General features: G+C 69.1%; 19 protein-coding genes. 15 read left to right on the forward strand and 4 right to left on the reverse strand.

The window, feature by feature from the left end; translation table 11 throughout:
- The first annotated feature begins 150 nt into the window (after positions 1 to 150).
- Both AC1DW3_RS18685 and AC1DW3_RS18690 read left to right on the forward strand, forming a co-directional pair.
- Positions 151 to 729: an SIS domain-containing protein gene (locus AC1DW3_RS18685; RefSeq protein WP_477933637.1), complete on the forward strand. Its 579-nt coding sequence runs from the start codon at positions 151 to 153 to the stop codon at positions 727 to 729.
- 19 nt (positions 730 to 748) lie between these two features.
- Positions 749 to 1,360, forward strand: coding sequence for a BON domain-containing protein (locus AC1DW3_RS18690; protein ID WP_477933639.1), 612 nt, complete (start codon positions 749 to 751; stop codon positions 1,358 to 1,360).
- A gap of 10 nt (positions 1,361 to 1,370) precedes the next feature.
- Here AC1DW3_RS18690 and AC1DW3_RS18695 read toward each other — a convergent pair whose 3' ends face one another.
- Genes AC1DW3_RS18695 through AC1DW3_RS18705 form a run of 3 tightly spaced genes read right to left on the reverse strand, consistent with a single transcriptional unit; the run spans position 1,371 to position 4,466 of the window.
- A complete protein-coding gene (locus AC1DW3_RS18695) occupies positions 1,371 to 2,261 on the reverse strand; it encodes an NAD(P)-dependent oxidoreductase (RefSeq protein ID WP_477933641.1) in 891 nt (296 codons plus the stop codon).
- A gap of 5 nt (positions 2,262 to 2,266) precedes the next feature.
- Positions 2,267 to 3,403: a PilT/PilU family type 4a pilus ATPase gene (locus AC1DW3_RS18700; RefSeq protein ID WP_477933643.1), complete on the reverse strand. Its 1,137-nt coding sequence runs from the start codon at positions 3,401 to 3,403 to the stop codon at positions 2,267 to 2,269.
- 19 nt (positions 3,404 to 3,422) lie between these two features.
- Positions 3,423 to 4,466 (reverse strand): type IV pilus twitching motility protein PilT, encoded by a 1,044-nt coding sequence (locus tag AC1DW3_RS18705; protein ID WP_477933645.1) that lies wholly within the window; start codon positions 4,464 to 4,466, stop codon positions 3,423 to 3,425.
- A 291-nt stretch (positions 4,467 to 4,757) separates the two neighbouring features.
- On the opposite strand from AC1DW3_RS18705, the gene AC1DW3_RS18710 reads away from it, so the two are divergent.
- From AC1DW3_RS18710 to AC1DW3_RS18735, 6 genes are all read left to right on the forward strand, one after another.
- A complete protein-coding gene (locus AC1DW3_RS18710) occupies positions 4,758 to 5,432 on the forward strand; it encodes a YggS family pyridoxal phosphate-dependent enzyme (RefSeq protein WP_477933647.1) in 675 nt (224 codons plus the stop codon).
- Positions 5,429 to 6,841, forward strand: a complete 1,413-nt coding sequence (locus AC1DW3_RS18715) for an aminotransferase-like domain-containing protein (protein WP_477933649.1) — start codon at positions 5,429 to 5,431, stop codon at positions 6,839 to 6,841. The genes AC1DW3_RS18710 and AC1DW3_RS18715 overlap by 4 nt, the downstream gene beginning before the upstream one ends.
- Before the next feature lie 45 nt (positions 6,842 to 6,886).
- Positions 6,887 to 7,582: a c-type cytochrome gene (locus AC1DW3_RS18720; RefSeq protein ID WP_477933651.1), complete on the forward strand. Its 696-nt coding sequence runs from the start codon at positions 6,887 to 6,889 to the stop codon at positions 7,580 to 7,582.
- On the forward strand, positions 7,579 to 8,859 hold the full coding sequence (locus AC1DW3_RS18725) for a c-type cytochrome (RefSeq protein ID WP_477933653.1): 1,281 nt from the start codon (positions 7,579 to 7,581) through the stop codon (positions 8,857 to 8,859). Before AC1DW3_RS18720 ends, AC1DW3_RS18725 begins: the two co-directional genes overlap by 4 nt.
- A gap of 213 nt (positions 8,860 to 9,072) precedes the next feature.
- A complete protein-coding gene (locus tag AC1DW3_RS18730) occupies positions 9,073 to 10,620 on the forward strand; it encodes a methyl-accepting chemotaxis protein (RefSeq protein WP_477933655.1) in 1,548 nt (515 codons plus the stop codon).
- A gap of 29 nt (positions 10,621 to 10,649) precedes the next feature.
- Positions 10,650 to 10,967 (forward strand): energy transducer TonB, encoded by a 318-nt coding sequence (locus tag AC1DW3_RS18735; RefSeq protein ID WP_477933657.1) that lies wholly within the window; start codon positions 10,650 to 10,652, stop codon positions 10,965 to 10,967.
- A gap of 45 nt (positions 10,968 to 11,012) precedes the next feature.
- On the opposite strand, the gene AC1DW3_RS18740 is transcribed toward AC1DW3_RS18735, so the two are convergent.
- Positions 11,013 to 11,411 carry a cold-shock protein gene (locus AC1DW3_RS18740; protein WP_477933659.1) on the reverse strand — a complete coding sequence of 133 codons (399 nt, stop codon included), beginning with the start codon at positions 11,409 to 11,411 and terminating at the stop codon, positions 11,013 to 11,015.
- Positions 11,412 to 11,520: 109 nt separating this feature from the next.
- Between AC1DW3_RS18740 and ylqF the strand changes: the two genes are divergently transcribed.
- The 7 genes from ylqF to AC1DW3_RS18775 form a co-directional block, all read left to right on the forward strand.
- Positions 11,521 to 12,486 carry a ribosome biogenesis GTPase YlqF gene (gene ylqF / locus AC1DW3_RS18745; protein WP_477933661.1) on the forward strand — a complete coding sequence of 322 codons (966 nt, stop codon included), beginning with the start codon at positions 11,521 to 11,523 and terminating at the stop codon, positions 12,484 to 12,486.
- 66 nt (positions 12,487 to 12,552) lie between these two features.
- Positions 12,553 to 13,962, forward strand: a complete 1,410-nt coding sequence (locus AC1DW3_RS18750; RefSeq protein ID WP_477933663.1) for a wax ester/triacylglycerol synthase domain-containing protein — start codon at positions 12,553 to 12,555, stop codon at positions 13,960 to 13,962.
- 9 nt (positions 13,963 to 13,971) lie between these two features.
- Positions 13,972 to 14,523, forward strand: a complete 552-nt coding sequence (locus tag AC1DW3_RS18755) for a HutD/Ves family protein (protein WP_477933665.1) — start codon at positions 13,972 to 13,974, stop codon at positions 14,521 to 14,523.
- 12 nt (positions 14,524 to 14,535) lie between these two features.
- The gene (locus AC1DW3_RS18760) at positions 14,536 to 15,690 is read left to right on the forward strand and encodes an acyl-CoA dehydrogenase family protein (protein ID WP_477933667.1); all 1,155 of its coding nucleotides are present in this window, start codon (positions 14,536 to 14,538) and stop codon (positions 15,688 to 15,690) included.
- A 95-nt stretch (positions 15,691 to 15,785) separates the two neighbouring features.
- Complete coding sequence (locus AC1DW3_RS18765) at positions 15,786 to 16,142, forward strand: YciI family protein (protein ID WP_477933669.1); 357 nt, start codon at positions 15,786 to 15,788, stop codon at positions 16,140 to 16,142.
- Complete coding sequence (locus AC1DW3_RS18770) at positions 16,139 to 17,362, forward strand: RNA polymerase sigma factor (protein WP_477933671.1); 1,224 nt, start codon at positions 16,139 to 16,141, stop codon at positions 17,360 to 17,362. Before AC1DW3_RS18765 ends, AC1DW3_RS18770 begins: the two co-directional genes overlap by 4 nt.
- A 29-nt stretch (positions 17,363 to 17,391) precedes the next feature.
- Positions 17,392 to 18,300, forward strand: a 909-nt coding sequence (locus tag AC1DW3_RS18775) for an acetyl-CoA C-acyltransferase (RefSeq protein ID WP_477933673.1), incomplete at its 3' end; no start/stop codon positions are given.

The raw sequence follows: 18,300 nt of genomic DNA on the forward strand, positions 1-18,300 counted from the left end.
GAACCGGCGCCGGGCCGCCGCTAGCCGGCCCACAGGCGATGTGCTTGCGGCTCAACGCCACAAGCATCGCCGTCCCCTCGGGGGACCGGCCAGGCTCGACCGCGTTCAGCGGCATGAGACCGGACGAGGGGCTTCTATGATGGCCCCCGAATGATCGAACAAAGAATCCAGCAGCAGTTCTTCGAGAGCGCCGACCTGCTCTACCAAGCCGCCGAGCAATTGGCCCGGCCCCTGGCGATGGCCGCGCAGATGGTGGTGGACGCCATCACCGGCGGCAGCCGCATCCTCTGTGCCGGCCAGGGCCTGGCCAGCATGGACGCCGACTACCTTGCCGCCCGCCTGGCCGGCCGCTTCGAGCAGGACAGGCCGGGTCTGGCAGCCTGGAGCCTGTCGGCCCAGGTCCGCGACGCCGCCGGCGTCGACCTGGCCCGGCTGCTGCAGGCCCATGGCCACCCCGGCGACGTCCTCATCATGATCGAGCCGCTGCGCGAGCAGCGTGACGCCTGGCAGGCAGCGGTCGCCGTGGCCCATGCGCAGGAGATGAGCATCATCGCCCTGACCGCCCAGCCACCCGGCGCCGCCGACGAATGGCGCGGCCTGCTGCAGGACACCGATATCCAGATCCGCGTCAGCCACGGCCGCGAGCCGCGCGTTGTCGAAGCCCAGCGCGTGCTGCTGCATGCGCTGGCCGACGCTGTCGACCTGCAACTGCTGGGCAGCGACGAATAACCCTTTCGATGGAAGCCCGATGAAAAAACTCAGCCTCACCCTGACCGCCGCCATCCTCGCCAGCACGCTCGCCACCGGTTGTGCACCGCTGCTGATCGGCGGCGCGATGGTGGGTGGCGTCAGCGTCGCCACCGACCGCCGCACCTCGGCCACCCAGCTCGAGGACGAGACCATCGAGTACAAGGCCGGTTCCCGCATCCGCGATCAGCTCGGTGACAAGGTCCACGTCAACATCAACAGCTACAACCGCGTCGCGCTGATCACCGGCGAGGCCCGCACCGAGGCCGACCAGGCCCAGCTGGAGCGCATCGTCGCCGGCGTCGAGAGCGTCACCCGCGTGGTCAATGAGACCGCCGTCACCATGCACAGCGCGCTGAACGGCCGCTCCAACGATGTCCTCTTGAAGAGCAAGGTCAAGGCCTCGCTCATCGATGCCCCCGACCTGCTGAGCAATGCCTTCTACGTCGTCGTCGAACGCGGCGAGGTCTTCCTGCTGGGCCGCGTCACCGAACGCGAAGCCAATCGCGCCACCGACATCGCGCGCGGCGTCAGCGGCGTCCGCAAGGTCGTGCGGGTGTTCGAGATCATCAGCGAAGAAGAGCTCGCGCGACTGACCCCGAAGAAATCGTAAGCCGTCAGGCTCAGAGGCGCTTGATCAGCGAGGACGTGTCCCAGCGGTTCCCACCCTGGGCCTGCACGTCCGCATAGAACTGGTCCACCAGCGCGGTCACTGGCAGGCGTGAGCCGTTGCGGCGCGCTTCGTCCAGCACCAGGCCCAGGTCCTTGCGCATCCAGTCGACTGCGAAGCCGAAGTCGAACTTGCCTTCGACCATGGTCTTGCCACGGTTGTCCATCTGCCAGCTCTGGGCGGCGCCCTTGCCGATGACGTCCAGYACCTGGGCCATGTCCAGGCCCGCGTTCTGGCCGAAGCGCACGGCCTCGGACAGGCCCTGCACGACGCCGGCGATGCAGATCTGGTTGACCATCTTGGCCAGCTGACCCGAGCCTGGGCCGCCCAGCAGGGTCACGGCCTTGGCAAAGGCCAGGGCGATGGGTTTCGCGGTTTCGAAGGGCGCCGCATCGCCGCCGCACATCACCGTCAGCGCGCCGTTGACGGCACCAGCCTGGCCGCCGGAGACCGGCGCATCGATGAAGGCAACGCCTCGCGCGGCGGCGGCGGCATGCAGCTGGCGGGCGACGGCGGCCGAGGCGGTGGTGTGGTCCACGAAGACGCTGCCCGAGGTCATGCCGGCCAGGGCGCCGGCATCGCCCAGCACGACGGAGCGCAGGTCATCGTCGTTGCCGACGCAGCAGAACACGAACTCCGCGCCCTTCACGGCTTCGGCCGGCGTGGCGGCGAAGGCACCGCCATATTCCTGCGTCCAGGCCTGGGCCTTGGCCGCCGTGCGGTTGTAGACGGTGACCTGATGACCGGCTCGCGCCAGATGGCCGGCCATGGGATGGCCCATGACGCCCAGGCCCAGGAAGGCGACGCGGCGGGCGGGAATCGGGTCGTAGCTGCGGGTGCTCATGGGGATCAGAGAATCGTCAGGTGTTCGGTACCGCTGGACAGGTCGCCCGCACGGGCACGCTCGCTGTTGAGCTTGATCTGCAGGCGCAGGTCGTTGACCGAGTCGGCATTGCGCAGCGCGTCCTCGTAGGTGACCTTGCCGGCCTCGTAGAGGTCGAACAGCGACTGGTCGAAGGTCTGCATGCCCTGCTCGCGGGAGCGCTTCATCAGCTCCTTGATCTCGCTGATCTCGCCCTTGAAGATGAGGTCGGAGATCAGCGGCGAGTTCAGCAGGATCTCGACGGCGGCGACCCGGCCCTTGCCCTCGCGGCGCGGCAGCAGGCGCTGGGAGACCAACGCGCGCAGATTTAGCGACAGGTCCATCAGCAGCTGCTGGCGGCGGTCTTCGGGGAAGAAGTTGATGATGCGGTCCAGTGCCTGGTTGGCGCTGTTGGCGTGCAGGGTGGCCATGCACAGGTGGCCGGTCTCGGCGAAGGCGACCGCATGCTCCATGGTCTCGCGGTCGCGCAGCTCACCCATCAGGATGACGTCGGGCGCCTGGCGCAGCGAGTTCTTCAGCGCGGCTTCCCAGCTGTCCGTGTCCAGGCCCAGTTCGCGCTGGGTGACGATGCAGTTCTTGTGCGGATGCACGAATTCGATCGGGTCCTCGATGGTCACGATGTGGCCATAGGTCGTCTCGTTGCGCTCATCGATCATGGCGGCCAGCGACGTGCTCTTGCCCGAGCCCGTGGCGCCCACGACGATGACCAGGCCGCGCTTGTGCTGCACCACCTCGCGCAGCACGACGGGCAGGTCCAGCGATTCGATGGTCGGCAGCGTCGAGGGAATCGTCCGCAGCACCAGGCCCACCTGGCTTTGCTGGATGAAGGCGTTGACGCGGAAGCGCCCGACGCCGTGGGGCGAGATCGCGAAATTGCACTCCTTGGTGCGCTCGAATTCGGCCGCCTGCTTGTCGTTCATGATGGCCCGTGCCAGCTGCAGCGTGTGCTGACCGGTCAGGGGCTGGGGCGACACCTTGGTCATCTTGCCGTCCACCTTGATGGCCGGCGGGAACTCCGCTGTCAGGAAGAGGTCGGAGCCCTTGCGCGACAGCATCAGCCGCAGCAGGTCGTTGATGAATTTGGATGCCTGATCGCGTTCCATGGTCGATGTCCTTGTGCGATCAGCCCGGGAAGTTCTCTGGGAACTTCGCCTTGGCCCGCGCCTCAGCGGGAGAAATGATGTTGCGGCGGACCAGGTCGGTGAGGTTCTGGTCCAGCGTCTGCATGCCCTGCGAATTGCCCGTCTGGATGGACGAGTACATCTGCGCCACCTTGTTCTCGCGGATCAGGTTGCGGATGGCCGAGGTGCCCAGCATGATCTCGTGGGCCGCGACGCGGCCGGTGCCGTCCTTCAGCTTGCACAGGCTCTGCGAGATGACGGCCTGCAGCGACTCCGACACCATCGCCCGCACCATTTCCTTCTCGGCGGCGGGGAAGACGTCGACGATGCGGTCAACCGTCTTGGCGGCCGACGAGGTGTGCAGGGTGCCGAACACCAGGTGACCCGTTTCGGCCGCCGTCAGCGCCAGGCGGATGGTTTCCAGGTCGCGCATTTCGCCGACCAGCACGCAGTCCGGGTCTTCACGCAGCGCCGAGCGCAACGCGTTGCTGAACGAATGGGTGTGGGGGCCGACCTCACGCTGGTTGATCAGGCTCTTCTTGGATTCGTGCACGAACTCGATCGGGTCCTCGATGGTGAGGATGTGGCCGTACTCGTTCTCGTTGAGGTGGTTGACCATGCCGGCCAGCGTCGTGCTCTTGCCGGAGCCGGTCGGGCCGGTCACCAGCACCAGGCCGCGCGGGCGCAGCGCCAGTTCGGCGAAGACCTTGGGCGCATTGAGCTGCTCCAGGCTCAGGATCTTGCTCGGAATCGTCCGGAACACGGCGCCCGCGCCGCGGTTCTGGTTGAAGGCGTTGACGCGAAAACGCGCCAGGCCCTGGATCTCGAAGGAGAAGTCGACTTCCAGCGTCTCCTCGTACATCTTGCGCTGGGAGTCGTTCATGATGTCGTAGACCATGTCATGGACCGCGCGGTGGTCCAGGGCCTCGACATTGATGCGGCGCACGTCGCCGTGCACCCGGATCATCGGTGGCAAGCCGGCCGAGAGGTGCAGGTCGGAGGCCTTGTTCTTGACCGAGAATGCCAGCAGCTGAGTGATGTCCATGGGGCTAGGGCCTGTTTACACGACGGGAATCGGTGCGAGAGGGTCTGCGCGGGCGCAGGGCTAGGCGTCGCGCCGAAGCCCGGGCTGGTTGCCCGGGCAAGGCGTGCAACGACGCTATGCGCCCGCGCAGACCCTCTCCCGAAGGGTTGTCACTCAAAAACCCGCGCGCGGCGTTGCGAAGCCTCGCTGGGGATAACCCCAACTTCGACTTCGCGCCTTGCTCGCGGGCTTTTGAGTGGCAACGCATCCGATCCCCGTCGTGTAAACAGACCCTGAAGTGCTCGGACCATTATGGCGATCTCCGACTCCCTCCAAGCCACCAAAAATCGCATCGCTGCGGCATGTGTCTCAGCCGGCCGTCCCCCCCAGGCGGTACGTCTGCTCGTCGTCAGCAAGACTTTTCCCGCTTCGGCGGTGCGCGAGGCCTTCGCGGCCGGTGCCCGCGCCTTCGGCGAGAACTATGTGCAGGAAGGCCTGGCCAAGATCGGCGAACTGGCCGATCTGCGCGACCAGATCGAATGGCATCTGATCGGCCCGCTGCAGTCCAACAAGACAAAGCCCGTCGCCGAACACTTCGACTGGGTGCACAGCGTGGACAGGCTCAAGATCGCCGAGCGGCTGGCCGAGCAGCGCCCCGCCCACCTGGCGCCGCTCAATGTCTGCCTGCAGGTCAATATCAGCGAAGAGGCGAGCAAGAGCGGCCTCGTGCCCGCCGACGTCCCGGCCCTGGCCGCCCAGGTCGCCGCCCTGCCCCGGCTGAAGCTGCGCGGCCTGATGGCCATACCCGAGCCCGGCCCCGGCGCGCTGGCGCAGCACCAGGCCATGGCCGCCCTGTTCGACGCGCTGAAGGCCGAGGGCCTGGCGCTGGACATCCTGTCCCTGGGCATGAGCGCCGACCTGGAGGACGCCATCCGGGCCGGCTCGACGATGGTGCGCGTCGGCAGCGCCATCTTCGGCGCGCGGTGAACGGCGAGGCGCCACGCTACCGCCGGCTGGCCGACGAGCTGGCCCGACTGATCCACGGCGGCGCGCTGCGCCCGGGCGACCGCCTGCCCTCGGTGCGCCAGACCCAGGCCAGCCACCACTGCAGCGCGGCCACCGTCTTCCAGGCCTATCACCGCCTCGAAGCGCTGGGCCTGGTGCGCGCGGCGGAGCGCTCCGGCTATTTCGTCGCCCCCACCATGGTGCCGGCTGCGCGGCCCGCAGCGGACGGGGCCCAGCCGGTGGCCGTCAGCGAACTGGTCTTCCAGCTGCTCGGCACCGGCGGGCATGAGATCCACGCGCCGCTCGGCTCGGCCTTCATCAGCCCCACGCTGTTCCCGCTGGACGCGCTGCGCCGCGCGCTGGCGGCCGGCAGCCGCAGCCTCACACCAGCCGAGCTGACCCAGCAACTGCCCAGCGGCCACGCAGGCCTGCGCCGCCAGATCGCGCTGCGCTATCTGCGCCAGGGCCTGAGCATCGCGCCCGATGAGATCGTGCTGACCGACGGCGCCCTCGAAGGCCTCAATCTGTCGCTGCAGCTGCTGACCCGGCCCGGCGACGCGGTGCTGATCGAGTCGCCGTGCTTCTACGCGGCGCTGCAGGCGCTGGAACGCCTCGGCCTGCGCGCCGTCGAAGTGCCCGCCGACGCGGCCGAGGGCGCCGACCTGGACCGCATGGCCGCCCTCATTGAACGCCACCGGCCCACGGCCTGCTGGCTGATGACGAGCTTCCAGAACCCGCTGGGCAGCCTGATGCCACCCGACAAAAAGCGCGCCCTCGTCGCGCTGCTCGAGCAGCATGGCATCCCGCTGATCGAGGACGACGTCTACGCCGAGCTGCAGCACCAGGGCAGCCCGCCGCCGCCCGCCAAGGCCTTTTCGACGCGCGGCGAGGTGCTGCACTGCGGCTCCTTCTCCAAGACGCTGGCGCCGGGCTACCGCGTCGGCTGGGTGGCGGCGGGCCGCTTCGCGCCGGCGCTGCGCCGGGCCAAGCTCAGCCAGAGCCTGTCGGGCTCCTGGCCGGCCCAGGCCGCCGTCGCCCATTACCTGGAAGGCGGCGACTACGACCGCCATCTGCGCGCGCTGCGGCGGGCGCTGGCCGCCCAGCAGCAGGCGCTGAGCGCAGCGGTCCGCGCGCATTTCCCGCCGGGCACGCGGCTGACCCGTCCCGAGGGCGGCTATTTCATCTGGGTCGATCTACCTGCCGGTCATGACACGCTGGCCCTGCAGCGCGCCGCATTGGGGGAAGGCATCAGCCTGGCTCCGGGGCCGCTGTTCTCGGCCCATGGTGGCTTCAGGACCAGCCTGCGCCTGAACAGTGGCCAGCCCTGGACACCGGCGCTGGCGGCCGCCGTGGCGCGCCTGGGCGAACTGATACGGTCGCCGCAGCCCTGATCTGCTCCTTACGCCGGGTCGCCAAGCCGGGCAAGATGACGGCCGATGTCGCCCCTGCTCCGCTCCCTGTGGCTTCTCCTCCTCGCCTGTTGCCTGCCAGCCGGTGCCGTTGATGCCGTGCCCAACGACCTGGCGCAGCGCGCCATGGCCTGCACGGGCTGCCACGGCAAGGAGGGCCGCGCGGCGCCCGATGGCTACTACCCGCGCCTGGCCGGCAAGCCGGCGGGCTACCTCTACAACCAGTTGCTGAACTTCCGCGATGGCCGGCGCGACTATGGCCTGATGAGCGAGCTCATCGCGCCGCTGTCGGATGCCTATCTGAAGGAACTCGCCGGCCATTTCGCGTCGCTGGACCTGCCCTACCCGCCGCCGCAGAAGCCCAGCCTGCCGGCACCCGAACTGGCGCGCGCCGAAGCGCTGATCCGCAACGGGGATGCCTCGCGCAAGCTGCCCGCCTGCGCCGCCTGCCACGGCGAGCGCCTGACGGGCAGCCAGCCCGCCGTGCCGGGCCTGCTCGGGCTGTCGCGCGACTATCTGAATGGCCAGCTCGGCGCCTGGCGCAGCGGCCAGCGCCGCGCCAAAGCGCCCGACTGCATGGCGCAGATCGCCAAGACGCTGACCGAAGCCGAGATCAACGCCATCACGCAATTCCTGGCGGGCCAGGCGCTGCCCGCCAACCCGCACCCGGCGGCCGCGCTGGCGGCGCCCGCACCGCTGCGCTGCGGCGGCCTGCAGCCATGAAGCGCCTGTTGTCCGTCCTGGTCGTGCTGGCCGTCCTGGTCGCGAGCGCCGGCTGGGGCCTGCTCGCCTGGCAGCGCGGCATGGCGGATGCGACGCCGCCCTCGACGGTGCCCATCGCGCTGGAGCGTGGCGCCTACCTGGCCGCCGTCGGCAACTGCGCCGGCTGCCACACGGCCCGTGGCGGCGAACGCCTGGCCGGCGGCCGCGCCATCCCGACGCCCTTCGGCACCGTCTTCTCATCCAATCTGACGCCCGATGCCACCGGCCTGGGAGGCTGGAGCGCCGACGACTTCTGGCACGCCCTCCACCTGGGACAGAGCCGCGATGGCCGTCTGCTGGTGCCGGCCCACCCCATCGTCAACACGACGCTGGTCACACGCGAGGATGCGGACGCCCTGCATGCCTGGCTGCAGGCCCAGGCGCCCGTGGTGGCACCGCGGCGCGAACACGAGCTGCGCTGGCCTTTCGGCAGCCAGCTGGCCGTGGCGGCCTGGCGGGCGCTGTATTTCAAGCCTGGCGCCTACCAGGCCGACCCGACCCGCGACGCCGCCTGGAACCGCGGCGCCTACCTGAGCCAGGGGCTGGCCCATTGCAGCGCCTGCCACGCCGGCCGCAATGCGCTGGGAGGCGACCAGGGCGCGGCCGATTTCCGCGGCGGCCTGCTGTCGGGCCTGGGCTGGGTGGCGCCATCGCTGCATGACCCGGCCGAGGCGGGTGTGCAGCGCTGGCCGCAGGCAACACTGCAGCGCTGGCTGCGCGACGGCCACGTCGACGGCCACGCCGCGCTCGGCCCCATGGCCGAGGTCGTCCTCGGCAGCACGGCGGCGTTGAACGATGCCGACCTCGCCGCGATGAGCAGCTATCTGCGCGCCCTGCCCGAGCAGGCCGTCGCCCGCGCCGAGCCGGCCGAGCCCAACCCACGCCGCGTCGAGCGCGGTGCCGGCCTCTACCGGGAGCATTGCGCCGCCTGCCATGGCGAGCAGGGCCAGGGCCGGCGCGACGAAAGCGGCGCACTGGCGTATCCGGCGCTGGCCGGCAGCCGCGTCGTCACCCAGGCCAGCGCCGCCAACCTGATCCGTGTCATCGAGCGCGGCGGCTTCGCGCCGGCCACGCCCGGCCACCCGCGCCCCTATGGCATGCCGCCCTTCGCGGGCGTGCTGAGCGCCGAGGATCTGGCCGCCCTGGCCAGCCATCTGCGCCAGTCCTTCGGCCACCATGCGGGAGAGATAGCCACCGTCGAGGTCCTCAGGTTGCGAGCTGCCGCGGCGCGGCATTGACAGCGCAACCCCGGGAGCGCGGGGAGCCGACGTGAACGACTTCACGCAAGCCTGCTGCAGGCATGAAGCAAATGGTCACAGGTCGCGACACACTGCGCGCCGGCCCCCGGGTATGGCCGCAAAAACAAGGCCGACAGGCCTACAGTCGTCGTTGAATTCAAGAGCGGCAGCCCCGCCGCCGATACCCGAACACCGGACAAGGACCTGAACAGCATGAACTTCCTGACGCAATTGCGCATTGGCCATCGATTGGCCTTGAGCTTTGGCCTGCTCATCCTGCTGCTGGTGGGCATCGGCATTTACGGCGCGAAGAATGCGAACGGCCTGGCCAAGGATCTGGACCGCACCGCCAACTCCAGCCTCTTCAAGATCGGCGCAGCCAACGGTCTGGAAAGCCAGGTCAACATCATTTCCCGCGCCGTGCGCGATCTGCTGCTGCTGGACACCGCCGGTGCCATCAAGAAGCAGAAGAAGGCCATTGCCGACGCGCTGGACGAGGGCGAGAAGCAGCTCAAGAGCCTGGAAGACGCCCAGTCGGGTGACGGCGAAAAGGCAGCCATCGCCGAGGTGCGCGGTCACAAGGCCAAGTTCCTGGCCGCGCTCGAGAAGTTCCAGAAGATCCAGGCCGATGGCACGCCCGACGAGGCCCGTGAAAGCCTGATCACCGACCTGCGCCCCGCCCAGGCGGCCCTGCAGGAAGGCCTGAAGAAGCTGGTCGACATGCAGTTCGAAAGCGGCAAGGCCCTGGCCACGTCCGGTGTCGAACTGGCCCGCTTCTCCGTCTGGGTGACCATCATCCTGCTGGTCGTGGCCGTCGTCATCGGCATCGGTGGCGGCCTCGTCATCACCAGCTCCATCGTCGCCCCGGCCCGCAAGGCCCAACTGGCCGCCGAGGCCATCGCCGCCGGTGACCTGACGCAAGACATCCGCGTCGAAGGCCGTGACGAACTGAGCCAGATGCTGCAGGCCATGAAGGACATGCAGCAAGCCCTGTCGGGTGTCGTGCGCGACGTGTCCACGGCCGCCAGTGAAGTCGCCCAGAACTCCGGCTCCATCGCCGACAGCAACTCCAACCTGGCCGAGCGCACCACGCGCTCCGCCGCCAGCCTGCAGAACACCGCCGCGTCGGTGGAGGAGATCGCCTCCACGCTGAAGGGTGCCAGCGACCTGACCCGCCGCGCCGCCGGCATCGCCGTGACGGCCCGCCAGGCCGCCAGCAACGGTGGCGCCGTCGTCTCCAAGGTCGTCGAGACCATGGAAGAGATCAGCGCCAGCTCCAAGAAGATCGGCGACATCATCGGCGTCATCGACGGCATCGCCTTCCAGACCAATATCCTGGCGCTGAATGCCGCCGTGGAAGCCGCCCGTGCCGGCGAGCATGGCCGCGGCTTCGCCGTCGTGGCTGCCGAAGTGCGGGCGCTGGCTCAGCGCTCGGCCGGCGCCGCCAAGGAAATCAAGGTGCTGATCCAGGAATCGACCGTCAAGGTCGAGAACGGCACCACGCTGGTCAACAACGCCGGCGTCACCATCCGCAGCGTCGTCGACGAAGTCAACAACATGGGCCAGCTGATCGAGGAAATCTCGCATTCGGCCCAGGAGCAGGCCACGGGTGTCGGCGTCGTCAACGGCGCAATGAACGAACTCGACAAGGCCACGCAGCAGAACACCAGCCTGGTCGGCGACCTCAGCCGCTCGGCCGACGCGCTGCGCGACAGCTCGACCCGCCTGATCGAAGCCGTCGGCTTCTTCCGGGCCGCTTGAATCCCATCATCCATCGCCCGAGGCCCGCCATGTCATTCCTGCGTTCCGCCACCGTCCTCGCCGCCAGCCTGATGCTGGCCCTGGCCGCGCAAGCCACGCCCAAGGTCGTCAAGAAAGTGCCGCCGGAGTTTCCGGCCGAAGCCTCCAAGAAGGGCATCTCGACCGGCTCCGTCAAGGCCAAGATGACCATCGAAGCCGACGGCAAGGTCAGCGAGGTCGAAATCGTCGAGGCCGAGCCCAAGCGCGTCTTCGACCGCGCCGTGAAGGCCGCCCTGATGGAGTGGAAGTTCGAGCCGGGCGAAAAAGGCACCCACGAAGTCAAGCTCGTCTTCAAGAACGAAGACTGAACAAGGACCGCGGCATGCAGGCCGCGGGCAGGAGTAGCGACCGGATCAGCGCTTCAGCGCGGGCACTTCGCTCGCCCGCTCCCCGGGCTTCAACCAGTGCATCCCGCCCAGCACCAGCATCACTGTGACGACGGCGCCCGTGACCAGCAAGGTCAGGCGCCGTTTCTTTTGGGCCTGGCGCGCGCGGATGCGCGTGCCGCCGGCAGATTCGCGCAAGGCCGGGGAGAGATGGCTGTGTGACAGGCGCCTGAGGTTCACCGCCTGCTTGCGGCCGTCACGCCCCGTCACAATTTCAAAGCTCAGCGGCTCGTCCGGCCGCGGACCTTCGCCATCGGTCGGAAATGCCGCAAGGCCGACAAACACTTCTTCCCCCCCGCCGACCGGTCGGATGGCGCCATAACCAGCATCCTGGTTCCACGCGCTCAGTACTCCTTGGAATCTCATACTTACCTCAACGACTACCCCCAGATCTTGGGGGATGGCGCGGGGCAGCCCGAAACCGGATGTAAGCCGCCGACAATCCGCCCTCCGTCGTATTTCCACCTCCCAGCGCATGCCCATCAACTGGTTCCCCGGCCATATGAACTCCACCCGTCAGGCGATCAAGGATCGCGTCAAGGCGGGGCTGGACGTGGTCATCGAACTGCTCGACGCACGCCTGCCGGGCTCCAGCAGCAACCCGCTGCTGGCCGCGCTGACGACGGGCCGGCCGTCGCTGAAGGTGCTCAACAAGCAGGACCTGGCCGACCCCGTCCAGACCGCCGCCTGGCTGGACTTCTACAACGCCCAGCCTCACACCCGCGCCATCGCGCTGGATGCGGGCGACAAGGCGCCGGCCCGTGCCCTCATCAAGGCCTGCCGCGAACTCGCCCCCTTGCGCGGCGACATGCACAAGCCCTTGCGCGTGCTGATCTGCGGCATTCCCAATGTCGGCAAGAGCACGCTGATCAACACCCTCGTCGGCAAGCGCGCCGCCAAGACGGGCGATGAACCGGGCATCACCAAGCTCGAGCAGAAGTTCGTGCTGGAAAACGGCTTCTACCTGTTCGACACGCCCGGCATGCTGTGGCCGCGCATCGCCATCGAGCAGAGCGGCTATCACCTGGCCGCCAGCGGCGCGATCGGTCGCAATGCCTTCGACGAGGAAGAGGTGGCGCTGGAGCTGATCGCCACGCTCAAGCGGCGCTACCCGGAGCGCCTGCAGGAGCGTTTCGGCCTGCAGGAACTGGGCACGGACGAAGCCGTGCTGGAAGCCATCGGCGTGAAACGCGGTGCCAAGATCCGTGGCGGCGCCGTGCAGATGCACAAGGCCGCCGAGGCGCTGCTGATGGACTTGCGCGGCGGCTCGCTCGGTTGCATCACGCTGGAGACGCCCGCGGAGATGGCCGCCTGGCGCCAGGCGGCGGCCGATGAAGAGGAGCGCAAGGCGGCCGAAGCGGAAGCCGCGCGCCTGGCCGACAAGGAACGCCGCAGCGGCAAGCGGAAGTCGTCCAGCGGTGACGGGGGCGCAAGCGCGTGATTCCCCGGCCTTGACCGGTCCGGCGACGCGCCTATGCTGGGTCGCATCAGAACGACCAGAGACATCATGAGCCGACTCTCCCTGCTCGACCTCGCCTTCTTCATCGCCGAGAGCGAGGCCAGTCCCAAGCATGTGGCGGGCCTGCACATCCACCAGATTCCCAAAGGGTTGAAAGGCGGCGGCGCCAACTTCGCCAAGCAGCTCTTCGAAGAGTTCCTGACCCACACCGACGTGCAGCCGCCGTTCGACCAGGTCATCAACTTCGTGTCGCCGACGCTGATGCCGAGCTGGAGCACGGCCGAGAGCGTCGACCTGGCGCAACACGTCTTCTTCCACAAGATGAAGGCCGGCGCCAATGACCGCGAGGCCCTCTATGCGCTGACGTCCGAGCTGCACGAGCCGGTGCTGGACCGCAGCCGGCCGCTGTGGGAAGTGCATGTCATCGCCGGCCTGTGGGACAAGCAGTTCGCCATCTACTACAAGATGCACCACGCCGTGGCCGACGGCATCACGATGACGCGCTGGGGTGTCGAGTCGCTGCGCACGACGCCCGACGACGACACGGTCACGCCGGTCTGGTCCTTCGATCACACGCGCAGCAGCGGCGGCAGAGGTGGTCTCAAGGGCAAGAAGCGGCTGGACCAGGCGGTCGCCGGCACGGTCTGGAAGCAGCTCACCGCCAACAGCAAGCGCGCCGTCGGCATCGGGCGCCTCACCGCCATGCTGGCGCTGGAAGCCATCAAGCTGACCAAGAACGCCATCGCCCTGCCCTTCATGGCCAGCGGCGGCACGCCCTTCACCGGCAACGCGACGCCCGGCCGCCAGTTCGCGACGGCTGCCGTGCCCATGGCCCGCATCGACGCCATCCGCAAGGTGTCGCGCGCCACGCTCAACCATGTCGCGCTGACCTGCCTGGATGGCGCCATGCACCGCTACCTCGCCGACGAGGGCGTCGAGCTGGACCGGCCCATCACCATCCAGATGCCGGTCAACCTGCGCCGCGAAGGCGAGAAGAGCGGCGGCAACAAGATCGGCATCATCCTCGTCGACCTGTCGCCGCCCACCGACGACGCCTATGTGCGCCTGCGCAATGTCGGCTACTCGCTTCGCAATGTGCGCGCCATGATCGACGCGGTCGCGCCCGAGGCGGTCGAGACCTACACCATCCTGACCGGCCTGCTCGGCCAGATCGCCGGCATGCTCAAGCTGGCCGATGTCGTCACGCCCATGGGCAACACGCTGGTGTCCAACGTGCCGGGCCCGGCCGAACGCCTCTACCTGAAGGGCGCGCCGCTGCTGGAGATGCACCCCGTCTCGACGCTGCCAGCCACCCATTTGCTCAACATCACGCTGTTCAGCTATGCGGGCACGCTCTACGTCGGCCTGATCGCGACCGACGCGCTGCCCAACCTGGGCCGGCTGGCGACCTATGTCGAGGAGGAGGTCGCGACCCTGGAGAAGGCGGTCGGCATCTAGGCCGCAACGATGCGCCTCATCGACGCCGACGCGATCGCACCGACCGCCTGGAAGAACGGCGGCGGCAGCACGCGCACGCTGCTGGCACTGCCGGCCGAGGACGCCTGGCATCTGCGAGTTTCAATGGCCGACGTTGACCAGGACGGTCCGTTCTCGCCCTACCCCGGCGTCGAGCGCTGGCTGAGCCTCGTCGAAGGCGCGGGCATGCAACTCGATTTCGCACACCAGACCGTGACGCTGACGCCGCTCGACCCGCCGCTGCGGTTCGATGGCGCCACGGCGCCGTTCGGCCGCCTGCTGCAGGCGGCCACGCGCGACCTGAACCTGATGAACAAGGGTGGGCAGGCGGCGATGCACGCGGCGCGGCCTGGGCGCCCCTGGCGTGCGCGCCAGCAGTCCTGCGGCCTGTTTGCGCTGCAGGCCGGCCACTGGTCTTGTGCCGATGGCCGCAGCGCGGCCTTGGGCCGCCACACGCTGCTCTGGCTGGACGCCGCGCCGCAGGCCGAGATGACATCCGGCCAGCCGGGCCTGTGGCTGGAATTCAGTCCGCCAGAAATGTAGACAGCTCCGACCATGCCCCTGCCCCTCTTCCCCTCGACGTGGATGCGCGAAGAACACCGCCTGCTGCGGGACAGCGCCGCACGCTTCTTCACCGAGCGCTGGGTGCCGCGTGCGGCCGGCTGGCGCTCGGCCGGCCTGATGGAGCGCGACACCTGGCGCGAGGCCGGCGCCCAGGGCCTGCTGTGTGCGGCCATGCCTGAGCAGTTCGGCGGCAGCGGCGGCGACTTCGGCCACGAGGCCGTCATCGTCATGGAGGCGGCGCGGGCCAATCTCGGCGGTTTTGGTGGCAGCGTGCACTCGGCCATCGTCGCGCCCTATCTGCTGCGCCATGGCAACGACGAACAGAAGGCGCGCTGGCTGCCGGCGCTGGCTACCGGCGAGCGCGTCGGTGCCATCGCGATGACGGAGCCGGGCACGGGCTCTGACCTGCAGGCCATCCGCACCCGCGCACGCCTGGAGGGCGGCCACTACGTCATCAGCGGCCAGAAGACCTTCATCACCAACGGCCAGAACGCCGACCTGATCGTCATCGTCTGCCGCACCGGTGACGCCCCGGGCGCCAAGGGCCTGTCGTTGATCGTGGCCGAAATCGACGCCGACACTCGTGGCCTGACGCGCCGGCGCCTGGACAAGATCGGCCTGCACGCCCAGGACACCAGTGAACTCTTCTTCGACGAACTGCGCGTGCCGGCCAGCCACCTGCTCGGCGAGCGCGAAGGCCTGGCCTTTGGCCAGCTGATGGGCGAACTGCCGCAGGAGCGCCTCGTCATCGCCGTGCAGGCCGTCGCGATGATGGAGAGGGCGCTGGACGACACTGTCGCCTACGCCAAGCAGCGCGAAGCCTTCGGCCAGCCGATCTGGAACTTTCAGAACACCCGCTTCGTGCTGGCCCAGGCCCAGAGCGATGTGCTGGCAGCCCGTGCGCTGGTGGACGCCGCCATCTCGGCCCATCTGAAAGGCGAGCTCGACGCCGCCCGGGCGGCGCTCGTCAAAGCCTGGTGCAGCGACCTGGCCTCCAAGCTCACCGACGCCTGCCTGCAGCTCTTCGGTGGCTATGGCTACATGCTGGAGAGCCCGATAGCCGAACTGTGGGCCGATGCGCGCGTGACGCGCATCTACGGCGGCACCAACGAGATCATGAAAGAGCTGGCGTCGCGCTCCATGTGAGATTTTTTGGGTGCCGATGTCGAAATGACGGGACGGCCGAGCGTCATTGTCAGGCGGCGCATGTCGCGACGCCCGACCCTTTGCAGGAGACTCCCATGGAATACATGCTGCTGATCCACGCCGACCCCGTCGGCTTCGCGGCCCTCAGCGAGGCCGAGAGCGCCGCCGCGATGGCGGCCTACACCGCCTACACCGAGGCCCTGGCCAAGGCGGGCATAGACCGCGGCAGCAGCCGGCTGCGGCCCGCGGACATGTCGACCACGGTGCGCGTACGCAATGGCAAGACCGAGGTGCTCGATGGCCCCTTCATCGAGACCCGCGAGCAGCTCGGCGGCTACTTCCTCATCGACGTACCCGACCTCGACGCCGCCCTGAGCTGGGCCGCGCGTTGCCCGGGCGCCAGCCACGGCACGGTCGAAGTCAGGCCGATCTGGGACATGGGCGGCCGGTGACGCCCGCCGCCGCCGCGGAGCRGGCGGCGCGGCGCAGCTATGGCCGCCTCGTCGCCTATCTGTCGGCCCGTTCGCGCGACGTGGCCGGCGCGGAGGACGCGCTGGCCGACGCCTTCGAGACCGCACTGGCTCGCTGGCCTGTGGACGGCGTGCCCGACAACCCTGATGCCTGGCTGCTGACCGTCGCCCGCCGCAAGACCATAGACGCGCTGCGCGGCCGTCGGCGCGACGAGGAGGCCGCCGCCTGGCTGCAGTGGCTGGCCGAACTCGAGACGCCCTCTGACGCGCACGCGCTGCCGGACCGACGCCTCGAGCTGATGTTCGCCTGCGCCCATCCGGCCATCGACGCGGCCGCCCGCGCGCCGCTGATGCTGCAGGCCGTGCTCGGTTTCGACGCCGCAACCATCGCTGCCGCCTTCCTCGTCGCACCGGCCGCCATGAGCCAGCGCCTCGTGCGCGCCAAGGCCAAGATCCGCCAGGCCGGCATCGGCCTGCAGGTCCCCGCACGGGCCGAACTGGGCGAACGCCTCGGTGCCGTGCTGTCGGCCATCTACGCCGTCTATGCCGATGCCTGGACCGATGCCGCCGGTACCGATCCGCGCCGGCGCGACCTGGCCGAGGAAGCGATCTGGCTGGCCCGCCTGGTCGCCTCGCTGTTGCCGCAGGAGTCCGAGGCCCTGGGCCTGCTCGCGCTGATGCTGTATTCGCACGCCCGCCGCGCCGCGCGCCGCGATGCGGACGGCGTCTATATCCCCCTGACCGAGCAGAACCCGGCGCAATGGGAACAGGCGCTGATCAAGGAAGCCGAGGGTCTGCTCCACCTGGCCGCCAGCCATGGCCGACCGGGTCGCTACCAACTCGAAGCGGCCGTGCAGTCGGCCCATCTCGAAGGGCGGCGCAGTGGTCGCGTCGACTGGGCGGCGATCGAGCGGCTCTACGCCGGCCTCTTCGAGCTGACCGCTTCGCCGGTCGCAGCGCTGAACCATGCGGTGGCGCTGTCCAACACGGCCGGCGCTGCTGCCGGTCTGACGGGGCTGGACGCTCTCCATGCCGAGCTGTGCGACTACCAACCCTATTGGGCGGCACGCGCCGAGCTGCTGGGCCGCAGCAAGCGCTACGACGAGGCCCGCCAGGCCAGCGAACGCGCCATCGCACTGGAAAGCGACGCCGCCGTGCGCGAGTTCCTGCGCCGCCGCGCGGCGGCATGGGGCCCACAATGAAACCCGCCACAGCATTGCCAGGATCCGCCATGTTCGACGCCTACCTCTACGACCACTGCCGTACGCCGCGCGGCAAGGGCAAGCCCGAGGGCTCGCTGCACGCGGCCACGCCGATCTGGCTGGTGCGCAGCGTGCTGCAGGCCCTGCAGCAGCGCAACCGGCTCGACACGGCCCTGGTGGACGACGTCATCCTCGGCTGCGTGACCCCTATCGCCGAGCAGGGCGGCGACATCGCCCGCATCGCCGTGCTGGATGCCGGCTGGGCGCAGTCGGTGGGGGGCGTCACGCAGTCGCGCTTCTGCGCCTCCGGCCTGGAGAGCGTCAACCTCGCCGCGGCCAAGGTGGCGAGCGGCTTCGAGCAATTGGTCGTCGCCGGCGGCGTGGAAAGCATGAGCCGCGTGCCCATGGGCAGCGACGGTGGCGCCTGGATGCTGGACGAGCGCGTCGTCGGCGCCGTCGGCTTCGTGCCCCAGGGCATCAGCGCCGACCTGATCGCGACGCTGGAGGGCTTCACGCGTGAGGAGCTTGACGCCTATGCGGCACGCTCCCACCAGCGCGCCGCCTCAGCCCGCGCGGCGGGCCACTTCCAGCGCGCACTCGTGCCGGTGCTGGACGAAGCCGGCGCGCTGCTGCTGGCCGAGGACGAAACCATCCGCCCGCAGACGACGGCCGAAACCCTGGCCGCGCTGAACCCGTCCTTCATCAAGCTGGGCGCGAAGTTCGATGGCCTGGCCTTGAAGAAGTACCCACAGGCCGCAAACATCGAGCACCGCCACCATGCCGGCAATTCATCGGGCATCGTCGACGGCGCGGCCGTGGTGCTGGTGGGCTCGAGGGCCGGCGGTGACGCGGCGGGCTTGAAGCCCCGCGCCCGCATCCGGGCGGCCGCCGTCGTCGGCAGCGAGCCGACCATCATGCTGACCGGCACGACGCCGGCC

Source organism: Roseateles sp. P2_H4, from assembly GCF_056403315.1.

Coding starts and splice junctions, on each gene's coding strand:
- AC1DW3_RS18685 (WP_477933637.1), top strand. CDS start 151: ATGATCGAACAAAGAATCCAGCAGCAGTTCTTCGAGAGCGCCGACCTG.
- AC1DW3_RS18690 (WP_477933639.1), top strand. CDS start 749: ATGAAAAAACTCAGCCTCACCCTGACCGCCGCCATCCTCGCCAGCACG.
- AC1DW3_RS18700 (WP_477933643.1), bottom strand. CDS start 3,403: ATGGAACGCGATCAGGCATCCAAATTCATCAACGACCTGCTGCGGCTG.
- AC1DW3_RS18705 (WP_477933645.1), bottom strand. CDS start 4,466: ATGGACATCACTCAGCTGCTGGCATTCTCGGTCAAGAACAAGGCCTCC.
- AC1DW3_RS18710 (WP_477933647.1), top strand. CDS start 4,758: ATGGCGATCTCCGACTCCCTCCAAGCCACCAAAAATCGCATCGCTGCG.
- AC1DW3_RS18720 (WP_477933651.1), top strand. CDS start 6,887: ATGTCGCCCCTGCTCCGCTCCCTGTGGCTTCTCCTCCTCGCCTGTTGC.
- AC1DW3_RS18725 (WP_477933653.1), top strand. CDS start 7,579: ATGAAGCGCCTGTTGTCCGTCCTGGTCGTGCTGGCCGTCCTGGTCGCG.
- AC1DW3_RS18730 (WP_477933655.1), top strand. CDS start 9,073: ATGAACTTCCTGACGCAATTGCGCATTGGCCATCGATTGGCCTTGAGC.
- AC1DW3_RS18735 (WP_477933657.1), top strand. CDS start 10,650: ATGTCATTCCTGCGTTCCGCCACCGTCCTCGCCGCCAGCCTGATGCTG.
- AC1DW3_RS18740 (WP_477933659.1), bottom strand. CDS start 11,411: ATGAGATTCCAAGGAGTACTGAGCGCGTGGAACCAGGATGCTGGTTAT.
- ylqF (WP_477933661.1), top strand. CDS start 11,521: ATGCCCATCAACTGGTTCCCCGGCCATATGAACTCCACCCGTCAGGCG.
- AC1DW3_RS18750 (WP_477933663.1), top strand. CDS start 12,553: ATGAGCCGACTCTCCCTGCTCGACCTCGCCTTCTTCATCGCCGAGAGC.
- AC1DW3_RS18755 (WP_477933665.1), top strand. CDS start 13,972: ATGCGCCTCATCGACGCCGACGCGATCGCACCGACCGCCTGGAAGAAC.
- AC1DW3_RS18760 (WP_477933667.1), top strand. CDS start 14,536: ATGCCCCTGCCCCTCTTCCCCTCGACGTGGATGCGCGAAGAACACCGC.
- AC1DW3_RS18765 (WP_477933669.1), top strand. CDS start 15,786: ATGGAATACATGCTGCTGATCCACGCCGACCCCGTCGGCTTCGCGGCC.